Source organism: Fulverythrobacter fulvus, from assembly GCF_037154085.1.
Lineage (GTDB): Bacteria > Pseudomonadota > Alphaproteobacteria > Sphingomonadales > Sphingomonadaceae > Andeanibacterium > Andeanibacterium fulvum.
Window position 1 is genome coordinate 194,078 of record NZ_JBANRM010000005.1, and the last position, 26,580, is coordinate 220,657.

At 62.0% G+C, this 26,580-nt stretch carries 28 protein-coding genes and 1 pseudogene; 17 read left to right on the plus strand and 12 right to left on the minus strand.

What is annotated here, in order from left to right:
• Window positions 1-44 precede the first annotated feature (44 nt).
• Together WFP36_RS14770 and WFP36_RS14775 are read right to left on the minus strand one after the other, a co-directional pair.
• On the minus strand, window positions 45-1,193 hold the full coding sequence (locus WFP36_RS14770) for a hypothetical protein (RefSeq protein WP_336981561.1): 1,149 nt from the start codon (window positions 1,191-1,193) through the stop codon (window positions 45-47).
• A pseudogene (locus WFP36_RS14775) lies at window positions 1,190-1,984 on the minus strand (glycosyltransferase family 2 protein); the annotation flags it as partial. The gene WFP36_RS14770 and the pseudogene WFP36_RS14775, both read right to left, overlap by 4 nt.
• Before the next feature lie 174 nt (window positions 1,985-2,158).
• Between WFP36_RS14775 and WFP36_RS14780 the strand changes: the two are divergent.
• Both WFP36_RS14780 and WFP36_RS14785 read left to right on the plus strand, forming a co-directional pair.
• Window positions 2,159-3,379 carry a hypothetical protein gene (locus tag WFP36_RS14780; protein ID WP_336981563.1) on the plus strand — a complete coding sequence of 407 codons (1,221 nt, stop codon included), beginning with the start codon at window positions 2,159-2,161 and terminating at the stop codon, window positions 3,377-3,379.
• Window positions 3,380-3,526: 147 nt separating this feature from the next.
• Entirely contained in the window at window positions 3,527-4,216 is a 690-nt protein-coding gene (locus WFP36_RS14785) for a hypothetical protein (protein WP_336981565.1), read from the plus strand.
• Window positions 4,217-5,008: 792 nt separating this feature from the next.
• On the opposite strand, the gene WFP36_RS14790 is transcribed toward WFP36_RS14785, so the two are convergent.
• The 3 genes from WFP36_RS14790 to WFP36_RS14800 all read right to left on the minus strand — a co-directional run bounded on the left by WFP36_RS14790 (window position 5,009) and on the right by WFP36_RS14800 (window position 8,773).
• Window positions 5,009-5,803, minus strand: a complete 795-nt coding sequence (locus tag WFP36_RS14790) for a DNA adenine methylase (RefSeq protein WP_336981566.1) — start codon at window positions 5,801-5,803, stop codon at window positions 5,009-5,011.
• A 151-nt stretch (window positions 5,804-5,954) separates the two neighbouring features.
• On the minus strand, window positions 5,955-6,953 hold the full coding sequence (locus WFP36_RS14795; protein WP_336981568.1) for a phage portal protein: 999 nt from the start codon (window positions 6,951-6,953) through the stop codon (window positions 5,955-5,957).
• The gene (locus WFP36_RS14800) at window positions 6,950-8,773 is read right to left on the minus strand and encodes a terminase large subunit domain-containing protein (RefSeq protein WP_336981569.1); all 1,824 of its coding nucleotides are present in this window, start codon (window positions 8,771-8,773) and stop codon (window positions 6,950-6,952) included. Before WFP36_RS14800 ends, WFP36_RS14795 begins: the two co-directional genes overlap by 4 nt.
• A 148-nt stretch (window positions 8,774-8,921) precedes the next feature.
• Between WFP36_RS14800 and WFP36_RS14805 the strand changes: the two genes are divergently transcribed.
• The 8 genes from WFP36_RS14805 (at window position 8,922) to WFP36_RS14840 (ending at window position 14,107) form a co-directional block, all read left to right on the plus strand.
• Window positions 8,922-9,770 (plus strand): GPO family capsid scaffolding protein, encoded by an 849-nt coding sequence (locus WFP36_RS14805; RefSeq protein ID WP_336981571.1) that lies wholly within the window; start codon window positions 8,922-8,924, stop codon window positions 9,768-9,770.
• A 49-nt stretch (window positions 9,771-9,819) separates the two neighbouring features.
• Complete coding sequence (locus WFP36_RS14810) at window positions 9,820-10,836, plus strand: phage major capsid protein, P2 family (protein ID WP_336981572.1); 1,017 nt, start codon at window positions 9,820-9,822, stop codon at window positions 10,834-10,836.
• 70 nt (window positions 10,837-10,906) lie between these two features.
• Complete coding sequence (gene gpM, locus WFP36_RS14815; protein ID WP_336981574.1) at window positions 10,907-11,689, plus strand: phage terminase small subunit; 783 nt, start codon at window positions 10,907-10,909, stop codon at window positions 11,687-11,689.
• A 119-nt stretch (window positions 11,690-11,808) separates the two neighbouring features.
• Window positions 11,809-12,285 (plus strand): head completion/stabilization protein, encoded by a 477-nt coding sequence (locus tag WFP36_RS14820; protein ID WP_336981575.1) that lies wholly within the window; start codon window positions 11,809-11,811, stop codon window positions 12,283-12,285.
• The gene (locus WFP36_RS14825) at window positions 12,285-12,506 is read left to right on the plus strand and encodes a tail protein X (RefSeq protein WP_336981577.1); all 222 of its coding nucleotides are present in this window, start codon (window positions 12,285-12,287) and stop codon (window positions 12,504-12,506) included. Before WFP36_RS14820 ends, WFP36_RS14825 begins: the two co-directional genes overlap by 1 nt.
• A 4-nt stretch (window positions 12,507-12,510) precedes the next feature.
• Complete coding sequence (locus WFP36_RS14830) at window positions 12,511-13,029, plus strand: phage tail protein (protein ID WP_336981578.1); 519 nt, start codon at window positions 12,511-12,513, stop codon at window positions 13,027-13,029.
• Window positions 13,016-13,693: a phage virion morphogenesis protein gene (locus WFP36_RS14835; RefSeq protein ID WP_336981580.1), complete on the plus strand. Its 678-nt coding sequence runs from the start codon at window positions 13,016-13,018 to the stop codon at window positions 13,691-13,693. The genes WFP36_RS14830 and WFP36_RS14835 overlap by 14 nt, the downstream gene beginning before the upstream one ends.
• Before the next feature lie 141 nt (window positions 13,694-13,834).
• Complete coding sequence (locus WFP36_RS14840) at window positions 13,835-14,107, plus strand: hypothetical protein (RefSeq protein WP_336981582.1); 273 nt, start codon at window positions 13,835-13,837, stop codon at window positions 14,105-14,107.
• Here WFP36_RS14840 and WFP36_RS14845 read toward each other — a convergent pair whose 3' ends face one another.
• Window positions 14,108-14,482, minus strand: a complete 375-nt coding sequence (locus WFP36_RS14845; RefSeq protein WP_336981583.1) for a hypothetical protein — start codon at window positions 14,480-14,482, stop codon at window positions 14,108-14,110.
• A 194-nt stretch (window positions 14,483-14,676) separates the two neighbouring features.
• Here WFP36_RS14845 and WFP36_RS14850 point away from each other — a divergent pair, with 194 nt between their 5' ends.
• Window positions 14,677-14,955 (plus strand): hypothetical protein, encoded by a 279-nt coding sequence (locus tag WFP36_RS14850; protein ID WP_336981585.1) that lies wholly within the window; start codon window positions 14,677-14,679, stop codon window positions 14,953-14,955.
• A 1-nt stretch (window position 14,956) separates the two neighbouring features.
• Window positions 14,957-18,094 carry a type II CRISPR RNA-guided endonuclease Cas9 gene (gene cas9, locus WFP36_RS14855; protein ID WP_336981587.1) on the plus strand — a complete coding sequence of 1,046 codons (3,138 nt, stop codon included), beginning with the start codon at window positions 14,957-14,959 and terminating at the stop codon, window positions 18,092-18,094.
• 814 nt (window positions 18,095-18,908) lie between these two features.
• Here cas9 and WFP36_RS14860 read toward each other — a convergent pair.
• Genes WFP36_RS14860 through WFP36_RS14885 form a run of 6 tightly spaced genes read right to left on the minus strand, consistent with a single transcriptional unit; the run spans window position 18,909 to window position 22,054 of the window.
• Entirely contained in the window at window positions 18,909-19,151 is a 243-nt protein-coding gene (locus WFP36_RS14860) for a hypothetical protein (RefSeq protein WP_336981589.1), read from the minus strand.
• Window positions 19,111-19,476, minus strand: coding sequence for a hypothetical protein (locus tag WFP36_RS14865; RefSeq protein WP_336981590.1), 366 nt, complete (start codon window positions 19,474-19,476; stop codon window positions 19,111-19,113). Before WFP36_RS14865 ends, WFP36_RS14860 begins: the two co-directional genes overlap by 41 nt.
• Window positions 19,473-20,078 (minus strand): lysozyme, encoded by a 606-nt coding sequence (locus WFP36_RS14870; protein WP_336981591.1) that lies wholly within the window; start codon window positions 20,076-20,078, stop codon window positions 19,473-19,475. Before WFP36_RS14870 ends, WFP36_RS14865 begins: the two co-directional genes overlap by 4 nt.
• Window positions 20,071-20,325 (minus strand): DUF7940 domain-containing protein, encoded by a 255-nt coding sequence (locus WFP36_RS14875; protein ID WP_336981592.1) that lies wholly within the window; start codon window positions 20,323-20,325, stop codon window positions 20,071-20,073. Before WFP36_RS14875 ends, WFP36_RS14870 begins: the two co-directional genes overlap by 8 nt.
• Window positions 20,322-20,525 carry a hypothetical protein gene (locus tag WFP36_RS14880; RefSeq protein ID WP_336981594.1) on the minus strand — a complete coding sequence of 68 codons (204 nt, stop codon included), beginning with the start codon at window positions 20,523-20,525 and terminating at the stop codon, window positions 20,322-20,324. The genes WFP36_RS14875 and WFP36_RS14880 overlap by 4 nt, the downstream gene beginning before the upstream one ends.
• Window positions 20,522-22,054 (minus strand): SGNH/GDSL hydrolase family protein, encoded by a 1,533-nt coding sequence (locus WFP36_RS14885; protein WP_336981596.1) that lies wholly within the window; start codon window positions 22,052-22,054, stop codon window positions 20,522-20,524. Before WFP36_RS14885 ends, WFP36_RS14880 begins: the two co-directional genes overlap by 4 nt.
• A gap of 133 nt (window positions 22,055-22,187) precedes the next feature.
• On the opposite strand from WFP36_RS14885, the gene WFP36_RS14890 reads away from it, so the two are divergent.
• The 5 genes from WFP36_RS14890 (at window position 22,188) to WFP36_RS14910 (ending at window position 26,437) form a co-directional block, all read left to right on the plus strand.
• Window positions 22,188-23,072 (plus strand): baseplate assembly protein, encoded by an 885-nt coding sequence (locus WFP36_RS14890; protein ID WP_336981598.1) that lies wholly within the window; start codon window positions 22,188-22,190, stop codon window positions 23,070-23,072.
• A complete protein-coding gene (locus WFP36_RS14895) occupies window positions 23,069-23,710 on the plus strand; it encodes a phage tail protein I (RefSeq protein WP_336981600.1) in 642 nt (213 codons plus the stop codon). The genes WFP36_RS14890 and WFP36_RS14895 overlap by 4 nt, the downstream gene beginning before the upstream one ends.
• A 30-nt stretch (window positions 23,711-23,740) precedes the next feature.
• Window positions 23,741-25,435 carry a hypothetical protein gene (locus WFP36_RS14900; protein WP_336981601.1) on the plus strand — a complete coding sequence of 565 codons (1,695 nt, stop codon included), beginning with the start codon at window positions 23,741-23,743 and terminating at the stop codon, window positions 25,433-25,435.
• Between the two features lie 16 nt (window positions 25,436-25,451).
• Window positions 25,452-25,652: a hypothetical protein gene (locus tag WFP36_RS14905; RefSeq protein WP_336981603.1), complete on the plus strand. Its 201-nt coding sequence runs from the start codon at window positions 25,452-25,454 to the stop codon at window positions 25,650-25,652.
• A 77-nt stretch (window positions 25,653-25,729) separates the two neighbouring features.
• Window positions 25,730-26,437, plus strand: coding sequence for a hypothetical protein (locus tag WFP36_RS14910; protein ID WP_336981604.1), 708 nt, complete (start codon window positions 25,730-25,732; stop codon window positions 26,435-26,437).
• Window positions 26,438-26,580: the final 143 nt, after the last annotated feature.

The window sequence follows — 26,580 nt, forward strand, 5'->3', positions numbered from 1 at the left end:
AAATTCCGCCGAAATCAGGTGGAAGAGGAGTCTGAAGCCGGTTTCTAGAACCCGGTCGAGACCGTCACTGCCGGCCCGTCGGACGGTTCCGCATCGCCCGCCACCCGGAAACGCCAGTCGACCGACAGGCGCGAGCCCAGCTTGCCCACGGGCATATAGACCGAGGCAGTCGGCCCTACATCGAGCCGCGCCGCCCCCTTCTGTGCCCCGCCCCACATGCCGGCGCCGGCATTCAAATCATATTTACCGATGGTCACGAGCGGGCGCTCCGCCCTGGCCTGGCCATCCACGAACGCGCTCGAATAATCGCCCCAGACATAGCCGCCCTGGGCATAGGCTTCGGCCTTGAAGCCCAGCGGCAGTTCCACCGGGGGCAATTGCGCCACGGCGAATGCGGCAGGCCGGACGGAAGTGCGCCCGTTCACCTGCGTTATGCGCGCTTCGGCAGCCAGAGTGACCGGCACGCCCGGCAACGGCCGCGCCGAGGCGCCAAGCGCCCCTTCCACTTCCTGTGCCCCGGACAGCGCCTGGCTGATGCGGCCGTAAAGTTCGGGCCGGTAACCGCTCGAAGGGATGACCCGATAGCGCAGCACCATGCCCGCCTGGCTCTGGCCATAGCTGCCATTACCCGCTGCAAGAGAGGGAGTGATATCGTGCCGCAACATTGCCCAGCCATCGGCAGACCAGCGGCGCAAAGGCAGAGGCTGGCCAGCCTGGGCGGCCTGGCCGGCAGGTTGGAAGGCCGCAGCTTGCGGCGCAGCGCCTGTTTGCGCGCCTCCTCCCTGAACCGCCGCCCCGGCGGGCAGAGTATAGACCCACGGCACCCCGTCACTCGACGATGCCATCGCATAGGCCCCCGGTGCACCGGCATAGACCGGAAAAACTCCGCCTGACGGTTGCCGAACCATGGGTGCCGGTCGTCCGAAGCCGAGTTGCCGCGCGAGCCGTTCGAGAAATCCGGGGTCCGGCTCTGCAACGAGATAGACGAACTGCGGCGCGGGTACGGCAGGCTGGGCCACCATGGGCGGGCCATAGGCCTGCTGGACAGGCAGCGTGCCGACAGGCGCGGCATAGGCCTGCGTTGCCGCGAGCCGGGGCACGTCCCAGAACGCCCCACGCACAGCGATCCAGCCGCCAATGACCAGCAACAGCACGATGACCGGATGGCCGCGAGTGTAACCCTGGCCGCTCATGCCGCCACCTCTCTTGCCATTTCCGGGGCTGCTATTCTTGCAGGTGCCATCTGCGCGGGATGAGCGTGATGATCGGTCTTGTCCCAGCGCGGCGCGGCGCCCGCCAGGCTGGCGACATAGGCAAAAAGGGCACGTCGACCGGCCATGATCGCAATGACATTGGCCACCGGAATGCGCGCCACCGCCCGCAATCCTTCCGCCACACCATATTCGCGCGCGGTGAAGGCAAAGCGTATTCCCGCCCGCCAGACGAAGCTGGCGAAGTTGACAGCCACCAGCATTTCCAGCACCGGATCGTCGATCCAGTGGCGGCCATAGCCGAACCATTCGGAAGCCCACAAAATCAAAGCGATCAGCAGCAGCAGATAGGCGGCCGCGAGTACGATGGCGGTCAAAGGGCCGCGCCGGTCGCGCATGCGCATCCACAGCTCCACCGGATGCAGGCTCCAGCCCAAGCGGTCCCATCCCTGGAAGGCGATTCCGTGGACCCAGCGCGTCTTCTGCCGCACCGCCGGAAGGAGGCTGGCGGGGAAGCAGGCGCGCGTGGCGACCAATTGCCCGTCATCGCCGCGTGCCCGCAAGAAGCGTGCCTTGCCGCCCACTGCCTTGATCCGGATGCCCAGCTCGTAATCCTCCGTCAGGCTGTCGACCGAGAAAGGCCCATCCTCTCCGGGCCGCATCTGCGTCAGCCGGGCAAGGACTGGCCGGGCGAAGGCGCAGCCCACGCCTGCAGCGGGAAGGCCTGCCGAAAGCGCATCGCGCACCACCATCGCCTTGGCATGGGCCTCAACAAATGGGACGTTGTCGCAATTGGTCTGGCCATGCCGGCAATCTGGGCCGTGTACTGCTTGCGAATTCGTTGATCAGAAGAATAGCAAGGCTGGCTTCCCTACGGGATGAACAACTTTTGCGGCGTTGAACTTTGTGTGATGCACACCAGATAGTCGCGGTAGGGAGGGCCTCCGATGTACGGCGACAGAACACCTCTATTTTGCTCAACGGACGGCATGGCCAGTCGCCGTGCATATGTGATGCAGGCCGGAAGAGAAGTTGCGAACCTCTCCGAAGACCGCATTCTCAATACCGATCCTGACGACCTGACCCGCTACTTTGTCGAAAAGTACCGGGTTAATGTGCCCGTGCTCGACCGCGAAAACATGGTCGCAGAACAGCACGAGCGAGAGATCGAGTTCTACAGCGAATGGGAGCGTCGAGCCGTAATGGTTCCGGGAGAAGCTTACGACTTCGTGCTGCCGTTCGATGGCGATGCTTCGATTTTCAACATGCGACCAAATAGCTTCGACTCGGCCCCGCCTTATGCCAGCGTATCTGGGGCGACGCTGAAGTTTACGATCAGCGGTCGAGAATTGCCGGCAGAGAAGGTCAAGGCGGAACTCGACAAGCTCCTAGCGTCAATCGAGCGGTATCTCGGCTGGCATCGCAGTATGTGGACGGGCCTGGATGATGAGATCGCCAGGACGGTTCGCAGCGAGATCGATGCTCGACGCAACAGGCTTCTCAATCAGAAGCAGAATGCAACCGTGCTAGCGGGCCTCGGCATCAAGCTGAAAGAAAAACCGGGTGACCCAAAAACCTATGTGCCCCCGGCGGTGAAACAGAAGATCAAGCCGCAGATGCCCCCAATGCAACCAGCCAAACCCCCGGAGCCCGTGTTGGATGAGGCTCAATATGCGACAATCCTCGGGCTTATTCGTGACGCTGGACGAAGCGTAGAGCGGGGTGGCGAGCGCGTTCGCGAACTCGATGAGGAGACGCTACGCGACATGTTCCTCATCCCGCTAAACTCGCATTTTGAAGGTGTGACAGGTGAAGCGTTCAACCACGAGGGCAAGACGGACGTCTTGCTCCGATATGAGGGCGGAAACCTGTTTGTCGCCGAATTCAAGATTTGGTCGGGCGCCAAAGCGTTTGGTGAGGCAATCGACCAGCTGCTCAGCTATTTGACTTGGCGCGAGACTAAGGCCGCCATCGTGATCTTCAGCAGGAATAAGGGGTTCACATCAGTCCTCGAAGCCATTCGGGAGGCAGCGCAGTCTCATAACCGCTTTGTATCCGGCCCAAAGCGGCTGGACGACACGAGTGATCGGTACGTATTCTCGCTGCCGCAGGACGATGATCGTCTCGTGAATGTGTCGGTGCTCGCGTTTGATTTGTCGAGCTCTTGAGCAGGCGTCTGCTATCAACAAACAATGGCGCGAATGGGTCGTTCGCAGACCTTCGGCTTTTCATCGTCATGACGATCGGTATGTGTCAGCGCACTATCGATTGTAGCGCCGCTGCGATAATGACATCTCGGCAAGGAGGTGTGTGCGATGGCAGGATCAATAGACTGGCCGCTGACATTTTCAGGGTTCAGCACCTTTTTGGAGCCCTTAGCGTCAGCATCTTGGCCCATCGGAATCTTCGCAGTGGCCCTCCTATTCAGGTCGGAGATCAGAGCGCTGGTCGCGCGAATAAAGAAACTCAGTGGTGCCGGCATTGAAGCCGAGCTGACCATCGAAGCTCTCCAGCACTCGACTGCTCCTGGGACTGAAGCACCTCTACTCCCGGCCTTCGGGACTGAGGCCCCCCAGCCTGATCAAGTCTATGACGCGCTCGATCGCGAGGCTCGGGAAATCCTTGAAAGAGAGATCGGCGGCGATCTTCAAAAGCAGTTGGCGTGGGCTCTTAGAATGCGCTCAATCAGCGAGGCCGCTCGAAGGCATGAAGCCAACTTCCGAATAATGATGGGTTCTCAGCTAACCGCGCTTCAGCGGCTCAATTTGCTAATTAGGATGCCACTTGAGGACTTCACATCGATCTACAATGAGGCGGTTTCCAACCCCGACTTCGCGCCTATGTATGAGCGCCTGCAGCTTGATGCCTGGCTTAACTGGCTCCACAGCACAGGCTATATCGAGGTTACCGGTGTTCCACCCTCGACCGTTAGTCTCACGCCATGGGGCGGGCATTTCATGCTTTGGATGACGCAAGCGCGGGTAATTCCCTATCGTCCGGGCTGACCGCTCCAAGAGCACCTGGCAACGTCCGCTTTGGTGGCGTCAGCAGACCTTCCGCTTCTCATCGACATGACGACTTTGTTGCGTCAACGAACGCGGCGTTATCGCAATGCAATTCAGCAGATTTCCCAACGACTGTCGGAAACTGACTAGGCTGGCTTGAACTTTGCCTATCTCTCTGCGCCGCACGGGGTGGAGGACGGAGATTGCCCTATATACCCTACATTGGCGGATTTCTGCGGGTTTCGCACCCTACATTTTGCCCTACCTCGCCCCTACTAGATAGGAGCGGCTCTACCCTACATTTCTGAATATAATATCGTTTATTTTCAATTATATAGTGTAAGTCCGTGAAATCCGTAGGGCAAACGTAGGGGTGCGGACACACTCAAAAATCGGCGGTTTTTCGAGACTTTTAGGGAGTTTCGGACAGCAGGTAGAGGATGTAGGGCAAACCACTCTCCTCCCCCCTGCCGTGATCGGCGTGCGTGAAATCATTTCATCGCGTTTTTCCCGGTCCCAGTGCACAGTTACGCACCCTTCAGCGCCCAAAATAGATCGCCAGAATATGCAGCAGTTTCCCCGACGCACGACCGAAGCCGGTCTGCACAAAACGCGACATAAGAAGCCCGCAGGCGAGGGGGGGAGCTGAGCGCGGCGCGCGGGGTTTGGGGGGCGGGTTCCCGATTTGGGTGGCGCTGGGCTGCGGGTGTGACCTGTCCGGTGCGGTGCGCACGGAAAAGGCCGCTGCGAGCGACTGTCGCAGCGGCCTTGCATGGCCCAGCTGGGCTATTGTCAGTTGCTGATGATCAGCTCGCGCGCGGCCTTGGCTTTCGGGCCCGTGGTGTAGGTCGTGCCGACTTCCTCGAGATCGAAGGCGGCGAAGATGCGGCGGATTTCGGGGTGATCGTTGAGGCTGAGAATGAAGCGGCCACGGATACCGGCGAGGATCTGCGCCATCACTTCGAACTGACTGCGGTCGAATAGCCCGGCGCCGTATTTGTTTTCGAAGCCGAAATACGGCGGATCAAGGAAGAAGAGCGTATTTGGCCGATCCCAGCGCCTGACGAATGCCTGCCAATCGAGACATTCGATCGTCACCCCTGCCATCCGCTCGCCAAGCTCCTGCAACATTGGGGTGAGTTTCGAAATGTCGAAAGATCCTGGACGACCAGGCGCAACTCCGAAGGACTGATTCCTGCCGATCTTCCCCCCAAACGCCAGACGCTGCAGGTATAGAAACCGCGCTGCCCGTCGCATGTCGGTCAGCGTTTCCGGGTCCTGCTTTGACAGGCGCTCGAAATTCGCGCGGCTGCTGATCTGGAAACGGATCATGTCGGTGAAGGCGACGTAGTGATGTTCCAGCACGCGGAAGAGGTTCGCCACGTCCTGGCTGGCGTCGTTGATCACTTCGCATTTCGGGCGGCGGTCCCGGCGCAGAAACACGCCGCCCATGCCCACGAAGGCTTCGGCATAGGTATCGTGCGGCACCGCGTTGATCCGCGCCACGAGGCGCTTTGCGAGATTGCGCTTGCCGCCAAGCCAGGGCGCCACCGGCCGGACCGGATCGACGGCTTCAAAACACTGCATGTAATCTGGACTCCCTAAAATCGTTCGCTAAATGTTCCGACGCTCGCGAGCGGCGGGACGAGTCGGGCGGCGATCGCGCCCGGCTTGCGGCAAGGGAGTTTGCCGGGGTGGAGCGTGGCAGCGCTCTTCCCCCCGCCTCTCGGGCGGGAATTCAGGCGGCTGCGGCGCTGGGTCTCCATTCGCTGAAACGGACGACTTCCTGCCCGATCCAGTCGTTCACTTCGGCCAGGCGCATTTGCAGCGGCTCGATTTCGTTGACGAAGAACACGTCATTGGCGGTGCGCACATCGCCAAAGCCGCCAGCGGTCTGCGGGATCACGCCAAGGATCTGCGGCGGCACGCGGTGGGCGGCCAGCACATCGTCGCGGGTCACGTTCTTGATGTTGAGGAATTCGTCCTTCGCGGCCACTTCGCTGATCGGGATGATCTGCACCCCGTCCTTCTTGCCGTTGGGCGCGTGCAGGAAGAGGTTGCGGAAATTGCCCATGCCGCGCGCATCGCGCAGTGCCTTGCGGATCGCCTCCACATCCGCATCCTGCATGCTCGCTTCGGAAAGGTAGAACACGAAGCCCGCATGCGCCCCGTTGAGGTAGTATCGGCGGCGGAACAGGGTGGCGTTTTCGTTCAGCAGCAGGCTCTGCATCGCGGCCATGTAATCCGGCTTGCCGTAAAGCTCCTGCGCTGTGTCATGCTCGATCAGGTGGAAGACGCTGTCCGGCGCGAACTGGTGAGCATCGTGATATTTCTCCACGAACCAATAGGCTCCGCCCTTCCCGCGCCGCGTGTTGATGGCCAGGCTGTTCTTCAGCTCGGCCGTGCGGCCCGCGATATTGGGCACGCTTTCCAGATAGGCATTGCCCATCACGAGGAAATCCAGCGCATATCTGGCGAATTCCGCCCGGCTCAGCAGCGGATGCGGGAGGAAATGCTTCACCAGCAGATTGCGCTTCACGCTGATGGCGCTGCCATGATGGGCCGAGGCGCCGCGCAGCTTGGAAAGGTCTTTCGGATTGATCGGCGGTTCGTACCAGCGCCCGTTCCACCAGCATTCGGTATAGCCCAGCAGCTCGCGCCGCCCCATCACGGTAACCGCGTCGTCCAGGGCAAAGGCCACCACCTGCCCGCCGGTCTGCTTCGCTTCTTCGCTCATTGATTGATCTCCACTCGGGGGGTGTTGGCGCCGGCGCCGTCAGTGGCGTCCATCGGTTCGCAAAACAGGGCGTGCAGCAGCGCCCAGGCAAGATCGCCGTGGCCGGTTTCCGCGCTGCGGCGCGCCACATAAGTCAGCTGGGTCTGGCCCTTGGTGAGCTTGGGGTGGATGGACATCAGCGCGGCGGCCAGATCCTTCCACCCGGCATCGAATTCGATGCGGCGCCGTTCGAAGACGTTCTTGGCCTTCAGCACCATCTGCGTCTTCACCTGCGGCGAATAGTCGATCCGCCTTGCGGTGGGGAACCATTTGCGCACCAGCTGGTGCACCGCGCTGCCCATGCCGGTGCCATCGATGGCGATTTCGGTGACGCGATATTTGCGGGTCAGCTTGCGGATTTCGGCGGCCTGCGCCTCGTAATCCTTGCCCTTCCACTGGAACTTTTCCAGCACGCGGAACTTGCCACGCGGGCCCAGCGGCGGGGCCACCACCACGCAGCTGGCATTGTCGCCATCCTCGCTTTCGGCGGGGTCATAGCCGATCCACACTTCGCCATCGCCGATCGGGCGCAGGCCATAGGGCTGGAAATCGTCCCACACTTCCCAGCTGTCGACCATGCAGGGTCGCAGCAGGGCCAGAGGGAAGCTGGATTTGCTGTCATCCACGAACTGGCACAGGAACAGATTGTCGAATTCATCGACGGAATATTCCAGGTGCAGCTCGTCCAGATCGACCAGGTCGAAGCCCAGCGCCACCGCATCCCGGATGGTGACGATGTGGCGCCAGATGCCGTCCGCCACCAGCTGCCCGCCCGCCAGCGCGGCATGGCTGATGTCGATGCGCAGGCGCTGTTCCTTCGCCCGGCGCTTGTTGAAGCGCTCGCCCGTCCACATGGGATAGGCTTCGTGGGCGATGGTGCTGGGGGTGGAGAAATAGGTCTTGTGATAGCGCTTCTGCGTGCTGATCGCGCTGGCGACCTTGTTGATCTGCTCGAAGCCGTAAATCCAGAAGCATTCGTCGATGTAGACATCGCCGTGATAGCCCTGCGCCGTGCGGTAATTGGTGCCGAGGAAATAGAAGGTTACGGGGTCCAGCGCCTCCCCGTCCTCGCCTTCGCGGCTCACCACCATGGGGTCGCCGGTCAGCTGGCGGCCGAGCACGCTGAAGACGAATTCCACGATATACTGGCGGAAGATGTTCGCCTGCGCCCGGCTCGCGGAAATGAAGATCTGGTTGTTGCCAGTCTCCAGCGCGCGGATGAAAGCCTCGCGCGCGAAATAGAAAGTGGCCCCGATCTGGCGGGACTTGAGCAGCATGCGGGTGCGCCGCCCGCAATTGTCCCACCACAATTCCTGATAGCCATAGAGGCAGTCCAGGAAGGCCTCTTTCAGCTTCAGATATTCCTCATGCGTGATGAGGTTTTTCGGCTTCTTCTTGCGCTCCCCGGCGTTGCGGTTGGCCACCTTCTCGTTCAGGTCGCCTTCGTGGCCGCCCGGCTCGCCATAGCGGCGCACGCGGGCCATGCGTTCGATCTGCCGCCCCAGCAGATCGATTTCCTTCATGTCCGTGCCGGTCTTCTTTTCCTTGAAGATCAGCTGGTTCAGCCGCATTTCGCAGCTGTCCTCGATGCGGCGGATCACCGGGTCCGCATCCCAGCGATCGCGCCGTTTCCAGCTGGCAACGGTGTTTTCCGAAAGCTGCAGTTCCTGCGCGATTTCCGTCACGCCCCAGCCCCGCCAGTAATAGGCGCGCGCAATCCGCCGTGCGTCATACGGGATCGGCGGCGGCGGAGCGGGGCACTCTGGGTTGACGGCGGCCATGGGGGTGCCACCCTGCGCGCGGGCGCGATCCACTTCCCGCACGCGCATTTGTGATGGCCCGCACCACAAGGCGGGCACGTTGCCGGAAGCGGCCGATCAGGCGCGAATGGGCCTCACACGCTCACTCACACCCCGGAGCCGCCACCCCATGGCAAAGACCAAGTTCTTCCGCGTCGCCGTCGAGGGCGACACTGTCGATGGCCGCAAGATCGACCGCGCGCATATCGAGCAGATGGCCGCCACCTATGACCGCGCCACCTACACTGCCCGGATCAATTGCGAGCATCTGCGCGGCTATTCGCCCCAACCGCCCTTCAACGCCTACGGCTCGGTCGATGCGCTGAAGACGGAAGAAGTCACGCTGAAGCTGGGCGGGAAAGACCAGACCCGCCTTGCCCTGCTGGCCAGTTTCGACGTGAACGATCAGGCCCGCGCCCTGACCGAAGCCGATCAGAAGGTGTTTTCCAGCATCGAGATCGCGCCCAATTTCGCCAATAGCGGCAAAGCCTATCTTTACGGCCTCGCGCTGACCGACACGCCCGCCAGCCTCGGCACCGAAGTGCTGAAATTCTCAACCCGTGAAGATGCGCGCAAAGACAACCTTATCGCCATTTCCGACGCCTTCAGCGTGGAATTCGAAGACGAGGCGGAAGCCGACACCGAAGTGCGCGGCGCCTTTGCCGCCATGCGCAAATTCTTCGAAGGCTTCACCGCGCCTCAGGTCGAAAAGCCGGCCCAGCAGCTCCCACCGGCCCCGATCGGTCAGGGCGGCGGCTCGCCCTCCGATCTGGCCGCCTTCGCGGCGGCCATGACCGAAGGCATGGACAAGCTGGCCACTGCCTTCACTGCATCGCAGGCAAAAACGGAAACACGCATGGCCAAGCTGGCAGAGGATTTCGCCACGCTGCAGGGCGAGATCGAGAAGGCCAAGCCCCAGACCTACCGCGCCCGGCCCGTAGCCAGCGGCGGCGGTGACCGCGAACGCGCGGTCTGCTGATCCGCCCCCACTCAATCCCGCCGCTCGCCAATTCCTCCCGGAGCCTGAAATGCGTAACGAAACCCGCGAACTCTTCCACGAGTATCTTGAAAACATTGCCGAACTGAATGGCGCGCGCTCGGCCACCGAACAGTTCACCGTGGACCCTTCCGTCCAGCAGGTGCTGGTCGATCTGAAACAGGAAGATCCCAAGAGCTTCCTCGGCCGGATCAATCTGCGGCAGGTGCCCGAACTCAAGGGCGAGACGCTCGGCCTCGATGTCGGCCTGCCCATCGCCTCGCGCACCGACACCAGCGGCGCGGGCGAACGTGAGACTGCCGATCCCAGCAGCCTGTCGGCCCATGATTTCGAACTGTTCCAGACCAATTACGATACGCATCTGACCTATGCGAAGCTGGATATGTGGGCGAAGTTCCCCGACTTCGAAAAGCGCATCCAGAACCTGATCGTCCAGTCCCAGCGCCGCGCCCATGTGATGATCGGCTTCAACGGCACAAGCGTGGCGGCCACCACCAACAAGGTGGCCAATCCCAAGCTGCAGGACGTCAACAAGGGCTGGCTGCAGAATCTGCGTGAAGATCGCGCATCGCAGGTGATGACCGAAAGCACTGCCGGCAGCGGCAAGGTGACCTATGGCCCGGGCGGCGATTACGCCACGCTGGACGCGCTGGTCTGGGATGCAGTCAATTCGCTGCTGCCGCCCTGGGCGCAGGACGATACCCAGCTCTGCGCCTTCGTTTCGCGCGATCTGCTGAAGGACAAATATTTCCCGCTGATCAATGAGGATCGCGATCCGACCGAGCAGCTGGCGCGCGATACGATCATGGCCACCAAGCGCCTGGGCGGACTGCCGGCCGAGCGGCCCTATGCCTTCCCGGCGGGCAAGGTGTTCATCACCAGCCACGAAAACCTTTCGATCTACGAACAGGAAGGCAAGCGCCGCCGCACGCTGGTCGACAATCCGAAGAAGAACCGTTGGGAAGATTACCAGTCCAGCAACGATGCCTATCCGATCGAGGATTACGACTTCGCCTGCCTGATCGAGAACATCGAATACGCCGAATAACCACCGCCGCGAGTGGGGGAGAGGGGCAACCTTCTCCCCCAAACCCCTCTGCTCATTCAGGAAAGCCGCCATGCGCCTCAGCCCCGCCGCCCGCTTCAGGCAATCCGTTCTCGCCCGTGAAGCCATCGAACAGGCAAGCAGCGCCGGTGCCGCGCCGGACCGCAAGGAAAGCGGCCCCGCCGCCAGCGAATATGAATTGCTGCTCGCCGCGCTGGGCGAAGACATGCGCCGCCTGAAGGACATCCAGTCCACCGAAGGCAAGATCGCCGCCAAGCGCGAAATGATCGGCGCCTACGATGCCCATGTTGATGCCACGCTGGCCGCCGCCGCCGAAGCCGGCCGCGCGGTGCAGGACGAACTGCTGTTCAACATGATGATCTGGCGGTTCGACATCGCGGATTACGATCGCGGGCTGGATATCGCCGAACACGTCCTGCGTTTCGGCCTGCGCCAGCCTGCCCGCTTCCAGCGCACCCCGCCCACGCTGGTGGCAGAGATGATCGCGGAAGCCGCGCTGGATGCGGACCGGATCGATCAGCCCTTTCCCCTGCCCGTGCTGCAGCGCGCCGATCAGCTGACCGCCGGTTTCGACATGCCGGACGTGGTGCGCGCCAAGCTGTCCAAGGCGCAGGGCCAGCAGCTGGTGCGCATTGCCCAGGCGGCCGATGCCGATCCAGACGACGCGCCCGCCGGTGCGCCCCACGCATCGCGCAAGGCCGCCCTCGCCCAGTTCCAGCGTGCGCTGCAGCTGGAACCGAAGATCGGGCTGGTGAAGGACGTGGAGCGCCTCACCGCCTGGCTAAACAAACATCCGCCCGCCGCGACTGCGGGCGAGGATGCCCCCACCGAATAAGGGCTCGCGCCCCGGCGCCGGGGGGCGGAACGGGATCGGGGCCGGGCCTTTGCCTTTCCCCCATGATCCCGGTCCCCACCCCCCACTTTTCCGCCCCCCCGCTTTCCATGGAGGTTTGATTGTCCGGCTTCGTTTCCTCCCCCGCGCCCGCCGCCACGCCGCCCGGCGAGCTGCTGGCCTGCGGACCGTTCTGGCCGGATATCGACATCAACCATTTCCGCGATGCCCAGCGGATCGGCGGCACCTCCATTCCCACGCCCCGCCTGCGCGATGCCCTGCTGGGCGCGGTGATGGCAGTGGAAAGCGATCTGGCCGAATGGCGCGCCGCGCAGGAAGCGGGCGGCTTTGCCAGCCTTGCCGCTGTGCCATCCGCGCAGATCGGGGCCGAAAGGCGCGCCGTGCTGCTGTGGCGCCGCGCGGTCTATGCCATGGCCACGGCCGATCTGGTGGAAACCCATCGCGACGTGACCGCAACCGGCACCGGGCAGGCCGCAGCGGGCGAGCTGGATTTGCGGGCCGAGGATCACCGCCGCAACGCCACCCATGCCATCCGCGACATTCTGGGCCGCACCCGCACGGCAGTGGAACTGATCTGATGCCCGCCACCATCACCGCCGCCGCCCTGCAGGACGAAACCCTGTCTGCCCTGTGCTGGCGCGTGCTGGGCCAGACCGAAGGCGTGGTGGAACAGGCGCTGACAATGAACCGCGGCCTTGCCGCATCGGGGCAGGTTCTGGCCGAAGGGCAATTGGTTACCCTGCCCAATCTCACTGCCCCGCGCGTGGCCACGCGCGAAATGATCCAGCTGTGGGATTGATCCGGTGAAGAAGCCCGACCACCTGCGCGCCTTCCTCACTGCCGCCCTGCCCGAACTGGCGCGCGAGCCCGATGCGCTCTCGATTTTCGTCAACAATGGCACCATCGCCGCGCGTCACGGGGCAAATCTGGGTTTCGAGATCCGCTACACCCTGCAGCTGGTGCTGCTCGATTTCCGAAGCGCGCCCGAACAGCTCTTCCTGCCGCTCAGCCTGTGGCTGCGCACCCAGCAACCCGATCTGCTGCTGAACCATGAAAGCGGCGTGCAGGCTGTGCAGTTCCGCGTCGATCCGGTCGATAACGGCGCGGCCGATGTGGAAGTGACCTTCCCGCTGTCCGAGGCTGTGGATGTGCTGCCCCGCCCCGACGGCGGCTTTGACATGTCCGTGCGGGACGAAGTGCTGCCCGATTATCTGCAGCCGCTCAGCGATCCAGTGGCCCTGCTGCGCCAGATCTGGGCGCCGGGGCCGCCTGCCAGCAAATTCCTCGTCGGCCACCCGGATCCGGACGATGGCGGCGATTGACGGGGGCGACCTTGCGGAGCTGGAAGGCTTCGTGGGCGGCATGCTCAAATCGCTGGAGCCTTCCGCCCGGCGGAAACTGTTCCGGCATGTGGCCACTACTCTGCGCCGCCAACAGCGTGATCGGATCAGGGCGCAGCGCAACCCGGATGGATCGGCCTTCGAAAAGCGCAAGCCCGCCAGCCAGCCCCGGCCGGGCAATTATGCCGTGAAGTTCCTCTACCCGGCGGGCGGCAGCGGGGCACCGCGCATGGCCTTCCTGAAAAGCTGGGTAAGACAGGGGCCGATCTTCACCGGCTATGACATTGCCGCCGGCGCCATTCGCAGCTTCGAATTCGCGAAAGTGGTGAAATGGCTGCGCGTCGATCCGGCTGATGACAACAAGGGCGCCGGTACTATCCGCAACCACCCCACGATCCGCCAGCAAGCCATGTTCCGCAAGATCGGCCGCACGCTGCAGGCCGGGCAAAGCGATCACGAAGCATGGATCGGCTTTGGCGGAAGGGTGGCAGCGGTGGCCGGCGTCCACCAGTTCGGCCTGATGGACCGGCCCGCCCGTCACGCCCGCGAAACCCGCTACGCCCGCCGCGAACTGCTGGGCATGACCTCTGCCGATCGGGAAGCGCTGCTGGATGCGGTGATCGGCCATCTGGCGGGTGGCGAGTGAGGGCCGGAGCAACGATATTAAGACTTTCGGCCCCGGCTTGCCCCTGCGCGAGACAGCCCGCGCAAGGCGCTTTCCGTAATCGACCGGATTGAGTCATGTGAGCCGGCCTTCGTAGATGCGCGGCCAAATGGGGCATGGTTAATGACATTCTGGATTATCACTGCCGGTGGCTGGCTCTTATCGGCCGCCATCATGGCCTGGTTCGTGTTCCGCGCGCCGATGGGCTATCAGGACGAGGAGGGTTTCCATTACGGATACCCGCCCGGCCATATCCCGGCCGAGCGCATCGAGGGCCTGCGCCTCGCCTTTGAGCGAGTGGCAACCGATAGTGAGCCGAGCTTGGAAGGCTGGGCCAACATGGTCGCCCTGCGCGCGGAAGTGGGCGAGCTGTTGAAGCATGCCCGTGCCGCGTGATCACGGTTTGAAATCTTTGCTCAATGGCCCAGGCGGCGAAAATGTCTGCCAACCCACCGGGCGCCTGGGCGGATTCCTTTGCTGCATGAGGTGCTGAACCCTGTGCGTAGTGTCGGCCAGTTCCAGATGCGGATGCGCATCCAGAAAACGCACCGCATCCTCCACCGTGCGGAAATAGAAGCCGTACCCGATCACGCCAATTCTGGACTGCCCATGGCAGGCAAAATTCCCGTGCCCGATATGCTCCCCCGCCCATGCCTGCGCCTCCGTGATGCGCAACCCCGGCCCGCCAACCCGGTAATTGTCGGCAATCAGCACCCGCACCGGGAAGGCGCGATCGTCAAGGATATCTCTGGGAGTCGAACGGCGGACCATCCCACCCAAATCCGCCTGAAGCGCGATTCGAGTCAAGCGATTTGTTCCTCATATGTTCCTGATTTCGGAATGACTGTTCCCGAGGCTTAAGCGCCAATAGCTGTCATTCCGGATACGACGACATTGCGGACGTTGGGGCGTGACCGTATTTTCGAACGGTACCGGAGATCAGCTACTTTTCGCCCGGCGAACGAATGACTGATTACGGCGACGAACAGCCATTGCCCGGCAATTGTGCCTTGAAATTCCTCTATTTGGTGAGTGCTGGCTATGCGGGTATATTCATTCACCCACAGACCAACGAAATCAGAAGAACATTCAAAAAAGTGGGGGCCGTAGCCCCCACCTTATTTGGTGCAATCAAGTTGCTTGTTAACAACCAGACCACGATTTCTGAGTTTTCGATTCAAGGGCATCCAACGGCTATTGTCAAGACAATGCGCAGCCCTATTCTTGCCCCTAGGGGGTTCTAATATGATGACGCGCCTTGGTCTCGACATCGGCACAAACAGCATCGGCTGGTGCCTCTTTGAAGGCGACCGCATCCTTGACATTGGTGTACGCATCTTCTCAGATGGGCGCGATCCCAAATCAGGCGCGTCGCTAGCAGTCGATCGACGTAATGCGCGTGCTATGCGTCGTCGCCGAGACCGATATTTGCGTCGCCGGTCAGCCCTGCTGCAGGCACTGGTCGATACTGGGTTGATGCCCGCCGATGCCAAGGAAGCTAGGGCCCTCGTTGGCTATGATCCCTACCTGTTGCGCAAACGTGCGCTCGACGAGCGACTAGAGCCCCATGTAATCGGGCGCGCCCTTTTCCATCTTAATCAGCGGCGAGGCTTCAAATCCAACCGCAAGGCCGAACGCAAATCGGGCGACGACAAGGAAAGCGGGAAGATCTCAACCGGCGCAAAAGCGCTGGACGTTGCCATGGAAGAAGCCGGTGCGCGCACATATGGCGAATTCCTGGCGGCTAGGGAAACCAAGCGCGTGCGGATGCCGATCGGGGTTGACGGCTACGACTTCTACCCCGAACGTCGGCATCTCGAACATGAGTTCGACACGATCTGGGAGCAGCAGGCACCGCATCATCCATCCTTGTTCACCGAGGCTGCGCGCAATCGCTTGCGTCGCATTATCTTCTTCCAGCGCCCTTTGAAGGAACCGAAAGTCGGCGGTTGCACCTTTTTCACCGCCGAACCGCGCCTACCCAAGGCCCATCCGCTGTTTCAAGAGCGGCGGCTTTATGAGGAGGTCAACCAGTTGGAAGTCACGCAGGCTGGGACGTCATCACGCAAGCTGACGCTCGACCAGCGCGATGCGATCATCCTCAAGCTCAAATCCGCGAAGACGGCAAGCTTCTCTAACTTGGCGCGCTTGTTGAAACTGGCCGATGGTGAGAGCTTCAACAAGGCGAGCGAGAACCGCACGGGCCTGGCCGGGGACGAAGTGTTTGCCGCATTCAGTCATAAGAGCTGTTTCGGCACACGCTGGGCGCATTTCGATGCGAACGTACAATGGTCGATCATTGAGGCGGTCGCTGAGGAGGAAGACCCTACCCGACTGCACGAATGGCTCATGACGGCACATGGCGTAACAACGGAACAAGCGGACGCAATCGGCCGCATCAGGCTACCTGAAGGCCATGGCCGACTGGGGGAAACGGCAAGCCGGTTAATCCTGACCGAACTGAAAAAGGACGTTGTGACATACAACGAGGCGGTAGAAGTGGCGCTTGGCAAATCACACAGTGATTTCCGTGATGGGGAAGTACTCGATTTCCTTCCCTATTATGGCGAACTGCTTAGTCGCGAAATTCCACCTGGCACGCTTGATGGGAAGGACGACGACGAAACCCGCTGGGGCAAGATCACCAACCCGACCGTTCACATCGGACTAAATCAGCTTCGCCGCCTGTTGAACGCAATCATTCGCGTGCATGGCCGTCCCGACCAGATTGTCGTGGAACTGGCCCGGGAGCTTAAGCTGAGCGAAAAGGACAAGGCCAGATACAACAAGGAACTGGGCGAGAATACGAAGAGGGCTCAAGCAAGGTCGCAAAAGTTGTTAGAAAACGGCCAGCTTGACACCGGCGCCAACCGTGCACTGCTGCGCCTGTGGGAAGAGCTGAACCCTGACAACCCGCTGGATCGTCGCTGCCCGTTTTGCAGCGGTCCGATCGGAATGGTTGCTTTGTTCTCTGAAGAGACAGAGATCGAGCACATCATTCCCTATTCCCGATCGTTCGATGACAGTGTGGCCAACAAGGTCATCTCACACCGCCGCTGCAATCGCGAGAAAGGCAACCGCACGCCGTGGGAAGCATGGGGGCATACTGATCGCTGGGCGATCATTGCCGACCAAGCGTTACTGTTGCATTCATCGAAGCGCTGGCGGTTTGCACCGGACGCGATGGATCGGCTCGAGAAGGACGGAGGCTTCATCGCCCGGCAGTTGACTGACACACAATATCTGGCCCGCATGGCACGGACCTATCTCTCGAGCCTCTACCATGACAGCGCGGGAGTTTACGTCATCCCCGGCCGCATGACGGCCATGCTGCGGCGGCTCTGGGGACTGAACGAGCTGCTGCCTGATCACAATTATGTCGAGAACCCACACAGTAGCGCACCAAAGAACCGTCTTGACCATCGTCATCATGCGATCGACGCTGCGGTCGTTGGCGCTACCACGCGCGGCCTTCTGAACAAGATATCCAGAGCAGCAAGTCGCGCAGAAAAGCAGAATCTCGACAGGTTGTTTGATGGCCTGCCAACCCCTTGGGATGGTTTCCGCGAAGACTTGCGTGATGCACTCGCGCGTATCGTGGTGAGCCACAAGCAGGACCACGGCCGAAAAGGGAAACCACCTAAGGGCCATGATGAGACAGCAGCCCGATTGCACAACGACACGGCCTACGGCCTCACGGGTTTGACGAGCGGTACTGGCTTGCCCATTGTCGTGCATCGCGTGCCGCTGACCAGCCTCAAGCCCGCCGATATCGAGAATCCGGAACGTATTCCCGATCCTGCGCTGCGAGGCGCCCTTGAGCGCGTGACGCGCGGCCATTCGGGCAAGGATTTTGAAAAGGCCTTGCTAGACTTTTCACGCAGCGATCCGGTGTTCAAGGGCATCCGTCGTGTGCGCGTTAGGGAAGGTTTGAAGGTCATTCCGGTGCGCGACAAATCCGGCGTTGCCTATAAGGGCTATAAGGGTGACGCCAACGCTCGGTTCGACGTTTGGCGCCTGCCTGATGGCAAATGGACGGCCACAGTCGTCTCAATGTTTGACGCGCATCGGCGTGATTTTGTACCCGAGCGTCCACATCCAGCGGCCAAAAAGATCATGAGCCTCAGACAGAATGATCTGATTGCGGTGGAAAAGGACGGCGCTTCCCGTGAAATCATGCGTGTCGTAAAATTTGGCGCGAAGGGACAGATCACCATTGCCGCACATCAGGAGGCCGGTCCGCTCAAGGAGCGTGACGCAAAGCCCAACGATCTTGACCCATTCAAGTATTTGTCACGCACAGCTGGAAGTCTTAAAAATTTGAAAGCGCGTCAAGTTCGTATCGATGAACTTGGCCGCATCTTCGACCCCGGCCCGCGTTAAATTTATATTATCAATAATGCGAATGACTTATGAAAAGAAATTCTACTACTTGGATCAAATTGTCGATATCAATACCTATAACTTGCACCTGTCCACCTATCGCGAATTTTGACCTTTGAGCTCAACGGCGCAGTATAAGGCGTATAGCCTTAGATGACGTTTACTCGGCCATCGTCCATGCGCACAACGCTACCTAGACGACCAGCCTAGCAGTGGAACTGGCCCGGCGCGATTATAGCGTTGTGTGCCGCCAACTATGCTCGGCCGCATTCAGCTCGTCAATTGAGGGCCATCACGCTCAACCCGCGAAGATGCGTACCATGGATTGCCCCACGCCCCTGATGGAACAGTTATAGTGATACGGGAAAAAGGTTCAGAAATCGCGATCCTACTGCAACGCACCTCGGCGTCTGCGGGCTGGTTACTCTAGCATAGCGGTTCAGAAGTCGCGGTCCAGCTCCAACTGTGCTGGCGGATGGCTGCGGCGGACTTCAAGCATAGCGGTTCAGAAATCGCAGTCCAGCTGCAACCAAATGAGCAGGCTGGCTGAACAAACGGAAACCATAGCGATTCAGAAATCGCGGTCTAGCAGCAACTCCGTGTCGAGTGCTTTGCGGGCAGCAGTAGTATAACGATTCAGAAATCGCGGTCCAGCTGCAACTAACAGGCGCCCAACCCCAGGAACATGCCGAGCATAGCGGTTCAGAAATCACGGTCCAGCTGCAACCCCGCCGCACAGCAGTAGGGGCGATGTGTTAGCATAACGGCTCAGAAGGCCTAGTCCAGCTTCCCTACTCAGGTTCATCCCGAGCACCTAAAAGAGGCCAAATAGCCGGCTGCGACTGGACTTGACGGCTTGCCTGTCCCGCTCCTCGCAGCGTTCCACTATGCCCACTGCCGCGCGATAGCGATCATTCGATTTGTCGAGCTGGCCAGTCTGGGCATCGCCAAAGATCATCCAGTCCGCCAGCGATTGGCCCGCCGGGAGATCGGCGCCGGGCACTCCCTCGCGCCATTCATCGGGCAGCAGGCGACTGCACGCACTCGGCGCGGCCATGATAGGCGGCGCGCTTACACAGGCTGCGCAGGCCAGCAGCATGGGCGGCAGGGTCCACAGGCGCATCTGCGCCCGGTGCGGAACGGATTTCATATGCGTTCTCCGATGAAAGTTTGTCGGCAGCGGCCTCACTGCCGATCTGCCCGCCAATGGCGGCCACGGCATCGCTTCCGCTTTCGAGAGCCGCACCGGCAAGATTGCTATTGAGGCGGGCCTCCACTTTGGCGGCCTTTCCCCAGGTCAGTGTGGCGACAAGCCACCAGAGGCCAAAGCCGAGCAGCAGCGCGGCGATCAGCAAGGTTGCCGGTTTGCGAAGCAGGCTCATACCGCCGCCCCCAGCCCTTCGCGGCAGACTTTCGCCTCCCGCGCGCGGCGGGAAACGAGGCCTTTCACCACGAACCCGCCCGCCTTGTTCCACCATGTGATGGCAGTGCACCCGCCCGGATAATCGCCCGCGTTGAAGCGCGCGCGGGCGGTGGAGCTGCAATAGCGGCCCGCGCCGGCATTATAGGCCAGCGAAACAGCGGCAAAGCGCGGGCCCTCGCGGCGACGCTCCATCGCCGGATCGGCCGAAAGGGCGAGGCCCGGCGTGCAAGCCATCACCGCGCTGGCGTGTTTCACCAGTTCCTCTTCCAGCATGGCGGCGCATTCCGCCTCGGTGAAAATCCTGCCCTTGGGCAGCGGCTTGCCGCGCCAGCTGGTGATGCCGTCGCACACGGTCGGCACGCCCACCATGTCGAGATAGACCGCGAGATACTGACTGCCGGAAATGTGGCGGATCTGCAGTTCGCCGCTTTCGGCCACGCTGGCCTCAACCCTGCGGCCGCTTTCCTCCATCGGAACGAAGGCGCCCAGCGCAGCAGCAACGCCTGCGCCCACCACCATCGCGAGCGTGGCACGGCCGGATCTGGGTTGCGGATCAGCCATTGGCCCCGCCCCCCTGATTTTCACCCTGCTTCCACAGCCGGGCAAGCGTGGGGATGACAAACACCACCAGCCCGACACCCGCCGCCATGACATTGCGCCAGACGCCGCCCGGCAGCATCGCGATCAGGCCCAGCAGCAGGCTGGGATTGGCCGTCAGCACGCCCGCCACGATTGCCGCGATCCCGGCGATTCGCACGCTCCACCAGCGCCACGCGCCGCGCCATTCGGCAATCAGCCATCTGCTCATTTCCGGATTTCCTCTTCGTTGAGTTCGCGCAGCTTCTGGCGGATCGACAGCCAGGTCTCGTACAGCCGCATCACGGTCCAGATCAGCACCAGCACCGCCGTGATCGAGGGCAGGTTCGCAAGGAACACGGCCACCAGCCATCCCACGCTCAATGCGTCGCCCACGTGGCGGGCCGTATCGTTCAGATGAAGGCCGATCATGCCGCCAGCCCCTCCACCGCCTCAAGGAAGCGCGGCGCCAGATAGGAAGCGCGGAAGTGCATGCCGGCAGGCGCCGTGGGATGCGTGCCGTCATACGTGGTGTAGAACTTGGAATTGCCGGTGCCGGCTGCGGCACCGACATAGCCGCCATCGGTCAGCAGATCGCGCCACTTGATATAGGGCACGCCCTTGGCGGCGCAGATGGCCTGCAAATCCGTATCGAGAGTGTAAGCACTGCCCGCCGTGATCGGCCCGCGATTGTTCCACACGCCCACCACCACCACTTCGGCATGAGTCTCGTTGCGGATGCGGTCGAGCATTGCGGCAAAGGCAATGTTGGTGGCCTCGCCCGGCCCGTCATTCTGCGACAGGGGGATGAGGACAATGTCCGGATCGCGCGAGATGACATCGAGAGACAGCCGCTCGGTCCAGTTAGTGCGACCGGGACCGACATCGAGAATGCCCGTGTCGCCAATCCCCTGAATCCACCAGTCCTCCACCCCCAGCATGTCGGAAAGGTAGGAGGTGAAGCCATATCCCTCCGTGAAGCTGTCCCCCAGCGAAACGATGCGCAGCGGGGAATAGCCGCTCCACGCCCGCACCGTGTCGAAGCCACTGGCCCAGATGCCGAGAATATTGGTCGCGCTGCCCGAGCGGTGGCGGATATTGCGCATCCGACGCGCAAGGCCGCTGCTGTCGATCACGATCTGGCGATAGGTGGCCGCAGCCGTTTGGGTGACGCTGGCGACTATCCTGCCATCCACCCAGATGTAATCGCCATAGAGCTGCATGTAGCCGCGAATGGCCGCCACAGGGGCATCGGTCTGCCACAGCCACGATCCCTGCCCACGCGCAAGCGTCACGCCGTCCCAGCTCTGGCTCATGATCGTGCCGACCGTGCCATTGTAGGGATAATTGTCGAACTTCACCCCGCCTTTGGCGGCGATCTTCGCATTGTCGGAATAGGCGGCCTGCTGGCTGGTCCCGGCGGGCGCGGCCCCTTCCACGAGATAGACCAGCGGCAATTCCTGCCTGCCGACATAGACATAAGTGACGCTGCCATGCGTGCCGCCTGACGGGGCCGAAGGCGCGGCGTCGGCGGCATGGGTAGTGCCCGCCACTGTCACTTCGAACATCATGCCGCCAGTGGCGAATTGCTGGCCCTTCGCCATCGCCAGATTGTTGGCGAACGGAACCGGGGCGAGCCTGCCCTGCACGGCCCAGACCGCCGCGCCATCCGCGATGTAATCGGGATCGGCGAGCGAGAGCATGGCCGAAGCGCCGGAGGCACCCGCCTTGATGCAGCGCAGCACCCAGGCATCCTGCGCCACGAGCGCGCCGTAGGCATAGGCCGTGGCACTCGCCCGCTGGGCAATGCCGGCAACGACGCAGGGCACGAAGCGCGGCACTTCATAGCGGCCCATCGTGGCGCGCAGGCTGTCCGCAAGGCGGCGGCGGGCTGCCTTATCGGCCCGCATGCCTCCAGCGCCTTCGATGATTTCCGCATCCAGCGGCTTGGTGGTGGTCATGTGTCGAGGTCCGTTGTGATCCCCGGCAACCTTCGCCCAAGCACGCAATTGCGCCACCGGGCGCATTTGTAGTGCCGCCCATCACAAAGGCGCGCGCTGGCGGGCGCACGGGCGGGCGGTCCAGCTTGCCGCCATGTCCTTCACTGCCATCGATCTTTCGCAGCTGCCTGCGCCGGTCGCCATCGATCCGCTGGATTACGAGGCGATCCTGGCGGAAATGCTGGCGAAGTATCGGGAGCTGTTCCCCGACTTCGTGCTGGTGGAAAGCGATCCGGCCATGCGCGTGATGCAGGTGGCCGCGTGGTTTCGCCTGCTGGACCGCCAGAAGGCCAATGACGATGCAGTGGGCGCGATGCTGGCCTACGCCAGTGGCGCGGATCTCGATCAGATCGGCGCGCGCTTTGGCGTGCAGCGGCTCGAAATCACCCCGGCCGATCCCGAGGAAGGCACCCCGGCCGTGATGGAAGGGGACGAGGATTTCCGCTTCCGCATCACGCTTGCCCCGGAAGGCTATTCCGTGGCCGGGCCGGAAGGGGCCTATCTCTATTACGCCCTGACCGCAGACAGCGAAGTCGCCTCGGTCAGCGCGCGCAGCCCGGAGCCGGCGGAGGTGGAAGTCTATGTGCTGTCCCGCGCGGCTGAAGGCACCGCCTCGCCCGAATTGCTCGACACCGTTTCCGCTGCGCTGTCCGACCGCACGCGCCGCCCGATCGGGGACCGGGTGACAGTCCATTCCGCCATGATCGTGGAATATGCGATCGAAGCCGCGATCACGACCTATGCCGGGCCGGATGCCGCGATCGTGATGGCCAATGCCCAGGCCCGGATCGAGAAATACGTGACCGACAATCGCAAGATCGGCCGCGACGTGACACTGGCGGCCATCAATGCCGCCCTGTTCGTGGGCGGTTCGCAGAATGTCGCCATTACACAACCCGTAGCCGATATCGTGCTGGACGATACGCAGGCAGCGATCTGCACCGGCATCGTGCTGACCCATGCGGGTATCGCGGAATGAGCATCCTGCCGCCCAATGCCAGCAGGCAGATGCTCGCGCTGGAACAGGCCGTAGCCCTGCCTGCCTTGCCGGACCGCACCATTCGCGATGCCTGGGATCCGCAAGCCTGCCCCGAACATCTGCTGCCCTGGCTCGCCTGGGCCTATTCGGTCGATAATTGGGACGCGAGCTGGCCAGTGGCAGTGCGCCGCGCGGTGATCGCCAGTTCGATAGAGGTCCACCGCCGCAAGGGCACGCTGGCCGCCGTGCAGACCGCCCTTTCCGCTTTCGGCGCGGCGATCGCCATCCGCGAATGGTGGGAAATGGACCCGCCGGGCGAGCGCGGCACTTTCGAAGTCACGCTGTCCATCGCGGCGATCAACGGTGCCCCGCCCAGCGCGGATTATGTCGCCTCGGTTATCCGCGAGATCGAGCGGACCAAGCCGCTTTCCCGCCACTTCACCTTCACTCAGGCGCTCAAGGCGGAAAGCCGGGTGGGCGTGATCGCGGCCGCGCGGCCGGTCACTTATGCCCGCCTGTCCTTTTCCGAAGTTGTCGCCCCGGCAATCGACCTGCCCCCACTGCTTTCCGATCCCGCCAGCGGCCTGTTCCTGACCGATCCCCTGACCGGCGCCTACCTCACCGATCCGGCAGGCTGACATGCCAACTCACCCCCAAAGGATGCCCCGATGCCCCTGACGATGACCGTCACCGCCGCCGGATATGCCGCACTGGTGAATGCGCAGAACACCGGGACGGCCCCCGTCGCCATTGCGCAGATCGGCATTTCCGAGGCGGCACTCGATCCCGTGCCCGCCATATCTGCCCTGCCCGGCGAAGTGAAGCGCGTGGCCGCCCTGTCCGGCGACACGGTGGACGATGACACGATCCACATGATCATGCGCGATGAAAGCGCCGACAGCTACACCATGCGCAGCTTCGCGCTCTATCTGGACGATGGCACGGCGTTCGCGCTTTACGGCCAGGCCGAACCGATCATTGCCAAGGCCCCGCCCAGCATCGCCATGCTGGCGCTGGATGTGCGTTTTGCCGATATCGAAGCGGCCGCACTGACCTTTGGCGATGCCAATTTCCTCAATCCACCCGCCACCACCGCCATGCGCGGCGTAGTGGAGCTGGCAACGCCGGCCGAGGCGCAGGCCGGGCTGGACGTGGAACGGGCCGTGCCGCCCGCCGCTCTGCTCGCCGCCGTTACTGCCTGGCTCAATTCCCGTTTCGGCACGGGCAACAGCCTAATCTGGCATCCCGGCAATGACGGCGCCGGATCGGGGCTCGATGCCGATCTGTGGCGCGGCTTCACGCCGTCGCAGTTCCTGGACGTCTACGTCACGGCAGGGCTGGTGCTGGCGCGGCTCGGCTTTACCCCGGTCAACCGGGCCGGGGATACGATGGCCGGGCTGCTCACCCTTTCCGGTGCCCCCACCGCCAATCTGCATGCAGCTACGAAGAAATACGTAGACGATCTGGTCGCCGCTGCCGGCATCGGTTTCACCCCGGTGAACCGCGCGGGCGATACCATGACCGGCCGCCTTGCCCTGTCCGATGCGCCGCTCAACCCGATGCATGCCGTAAACAAAGCCTATGTCGACGATCTGGTTTCACCCACCGCTCTGCTCGCCCGGCTTGCCACGGTGGACGGGGCCGGTTCCGGCCTCGATGCCGATCTGTGGCGGGGGCAGACCCCGACCCAGTTCCTGGACAGCTACATCACTGCCGCGCTGGTTCTGGCCCGCCTCGGCTTCACCCCGGTGAACCGCGCGGGCGATAGCATGAGTGGGCAGCTCACCCTTTCGGGCGCGCCCAGCGCCAACCTGCATGCTGCCACGAAGAAATACGTGGACGACAAGGTGGCGGCGGGTGCGCTTGGCTTCACCCCGGTCAACCGGGCAGGCGACACGATGCTGGGCCTGCTCACCCTGTCCGGCCCGCCATCCGCGAACCTGCATGCCGCGACCAAGAAATATGCCGACGATCTGGTGGCCGCCGCCGCGCTGTTCGCCAAGATCGTAACGGTAGACGGGGCGGGATCGGGCCTCGATGCCGATATGCTGGACGGTTACCACGCGGCCGATTTTGACCGGGTCACGGGCAAGAGCCTCGCTGCCACCGGCTATCGCGTGCATGCGGACGGCTTCAAAGAAATGTGGGGCAGTGCCTATGTCCCGGCGGGCGGCACCTCGGACATTGCCTTCCCCAATGGCGGCTTTTCCAGCTGGGTGAACCTCAGCCTGGGCGTTTCCGTGCGCGCCACCAGCGGCAGCCAGGACAATGTGGGGTGGACCACCAAGAATGTCGGCGGCTTCACCCTGCGCAACATCGAAGGCATCGCCCAGACCGTGGAATGGTCTGCGCGCGGTGTGTGACGGAAAGGAAAATTGGATGAAGATTTCAGTCGGCAAATTCGACCCGGAAACCCGCACTGTGGCAGTCACCTTCACGCATGAAAAGGTGCGCCACCGCCGCCTGATCAATGCCGCCCTGGACGCGGACGGCAATTACGACCGTAAGGCCACCCGCGAGCTGATCGACGCCCAGGCACGCGGGGTGGAATACAAGATCGAGCGGGGGATTATTGGGTAGGTGGCACCCGATCAGGCTTTTCTGTTAGCATCTAATTTGTTTCTGCCTTTAACGCCCGATTGGCATCGGAAATCGAAATGCTCACAGAACGTATCGAAAGGGTTCGGAAATTCCCGAACTTCAAACTTCGCGAACTTCCAGAAGAAGAACGAAGAGAGGCGGATTCTATCCGCTTCAACATCGGCAAAATGCACGTCCAAGCGACGTCATTCTGGGCTGGGCGCTCGCTTTTTCACAATTGCGCAGAAAGGCAGCTCTTCGATCCAACTCATCAGACAGTTTATCACCAATGGCAGCTGTGCGCGGCAAGGGATTGCGCCATGAGCATATACCATTTCGGCTGCATCATTAGCGGCATTGACGAATCCCTTGGCAGCTGCCCCACTTTGCGTCTCAAAATCGACAACGAAGCGAAACGTGCGGCTCGAAGGCAATTTGAACGCCAGTTCCCCTCTTCGATCGCGTTGCGACATGCACTTGCGCATTCTGCGGAGCGGTCCAAGACTGCAAAACACTTAACCCGCCATGCGAAAAGCATGTCCGAAGGTGTCGACCTTAGTCCAACGGCTAAAATCGAGGGCCGGTCAAAGGCGGACACACTCTTGCTGGACGACAGCATCTATGGAACGACCTTCTCGTCTATGTGGGACGGCCAGATCATCCAATGTGAAGTCACAGAGCAGAGCGGCTACTGGCTTGACGAGATCGTCGACGCATATTGGAGTGCATTCTCTGCAATAATTGATCCCAATCCAGAGCCACCACCGACAATTACAATCGGCTAATCGCCATTTTGGCTTCGCGTGACCAAGACCCATGCTGCGATATCCCAGCCAGAACCTTTAGAACTCCTCACATGCAAATTCGCTTTGTGATGCCCCCCACCACAAACCCCGCAACTCGCGCGTAATACGTAACTCCCCCAACC

Coding starts and splice junctions, on each gene's coding strand:
- WFP36_RS14845 (WP_336981583.1), bottom strand. CDS start 14,482: ATGGTCCGCCGTTCGACTCCCAGAGATATCCTTGACGATCGCGCCTTC.
- WFP36_RS14885 (WP_336981596.1), bottom strand. CDS start 22,054: ATGACCACCACCAAGCCGCTGGATGCGGAAATCATCGAAGGCGCTGGA.
- WFP36_RS14825 (WP_336981577.1), top strand. CDS start 12,285: ATGCCCGCCACCATCACCGCCGCCGCCCTGCAGGACGAAACCCTGTCT.
- WFP36_RS14870 (WP_336981591.1), bottom strand. CDS start 20,078: ATGGCTGATCCGCAACCCAGATCCGGCCGTGCCACGCTCGCGATGGTG.
- cas9 (WP_336981587.1), top strand. CDS start 14,957: ATGATGACGCGCCTTGGTCTCGACATCGGCACAAACAGCATCGGCTGG.
- WFP36_RS14790 (WP_336981566.1), bottom strand. CDS start 5,803: ATGCAGTGTTTTGAAGCCGTCGATCCGGTCCGGCCGGTGGCGCCCTGG.
- WFP36_RS14840 (WP_336981582.1), top strand. CDS start 13,835: ATGACATTCTGGATTATCACTGCCGGTGGCTGGCTCTTATCGGCCGCC.
- WFP36_RS14780 (WP_336981563.1), top strand. CDS start 2,159: ATGTACGGCGACAGAACACCTCTATTTTGCTCAACGGACGGCATGGCC.
- WFP36_RS14795 (WP_336981568.1), bottom strand. CDS start 6,953: ATGAGCGAAGAAGCGAAGCAGACCGGCGGGCAGGTGGTGGCCTTTGCC.
- WFP36_RS14810 (WP_336981572.1), top strand. CDS start 9,820: ATGCGTAACGAAACCCGCGAACTCTTCCACGAGTATCTTGAAAACATT.
- WFP36_RS14895 (WP_336981600.1), top strand. CDS start 23,069: ATGAGCATCCTGCCGCCCAATGCCAGCAGGCAGATGCTCGCGCTGGAA.
- WFP36_RS14800 (WP_336981569.1), bottom strand. CDS start 8,773: ATGGCCGCCGTCAACCCAGAGTGCCCCGCTCCGCCGCCGCCGATCCCG.
- WFP36_RS14905 (WP_336981603.1), top strand. CDS start 25,452: ATGAAGATTTCAGTCGGCAAATTCGACCCGGAAACCCGCACTGTGGCA.
- WFP36_RS14835 (WP_336981580.1), top strand. CDS start 13,016: ATGGCGGCGATTGACGGGGGCGACCTTGCGGAGCTGGAAGGCTTCGTG.
- WFP36_RS14850 (WP_336981585.1), top strand. CDS start 14,677: ATGACTGATTACGGCGACGAACAGCCATTGCCCGGCAATTGTGCCTTG.
- gpM (WP_336981574.1), top strand. CDS start 10,907: ATGCGCCTCAGCCCCGCCGCCCGCTTCAGGCAATCCGTTCTCGCCCGT.
- WFP36_RS14770 (WP_336981561.1), bottom strand. CDS start 1,193: ATGAGCGGCCAGGGTTACACTCGCGGCCATCCGGTCATCGTGCTGTTG.
- WFP36_RS14910 (WP_336981604.1), top strand. CDS start 25,730: ATGCTCACAGAACGTATCGAAAGGGTTCGGAAATTCCCGAACTTCAAA.
- WFP36_RS14875 (WP_336981592.1), bottom strand. CDS start 20,325: ATGAGCAGATGGCTGATTGCCGAATGGCGCGGCGCGTGGCGCTGGTGG.
- WFP36_RS14865 (WP_336981590.1), bottom strand. CDS start 19,476: ATGAGCCTGCTTCGCAAACCGGCAACCTTGCTGATCGCCGCGCTGCTG.
- WFP36_RS14900 (WP_336981601.1), top strand. CDS start 23,741: ATGCCCCTGACGATGACCGTCACCGCCGCCGGATATGCCGCACTGGTG.
- WFP36_RS14805 (WP_336981571.1), top strand. CDS start 8,922: ATGGCAAAGACCAAGTTCTTCCGCGTCGCCGTCGAGGGCGACACTGTC.
- WFP36_RS14785 (WP_336981565.1), top strand. CDS start 3,527: ATGGCAGGATCAATAGACTGGCCGCTGACATTTTCAGGGTTCAGCACC.
- WFP36_RS14880 (WP_336981594.1), bottom strand. CDS start 20,525: ATGATCGGCCTTCATCTGAACGATACGGCCCGCCACGTGGGCGACGCA.
- WFP36_RS14860 (WP_336981589.1), bottom strand. CDS start 19,151: ATGGCCGCGCCGAGTGCGTGCAGTCGCCTGCTGCCCGATGAATGGCGC.
- WFP36_RS14890 (WP_336981598.1), top strand. CDS start 22,188: ATGTCCTTCACTGCCATCGATCTTTCGCAGCTGCCTGCGCCGGTCGCC.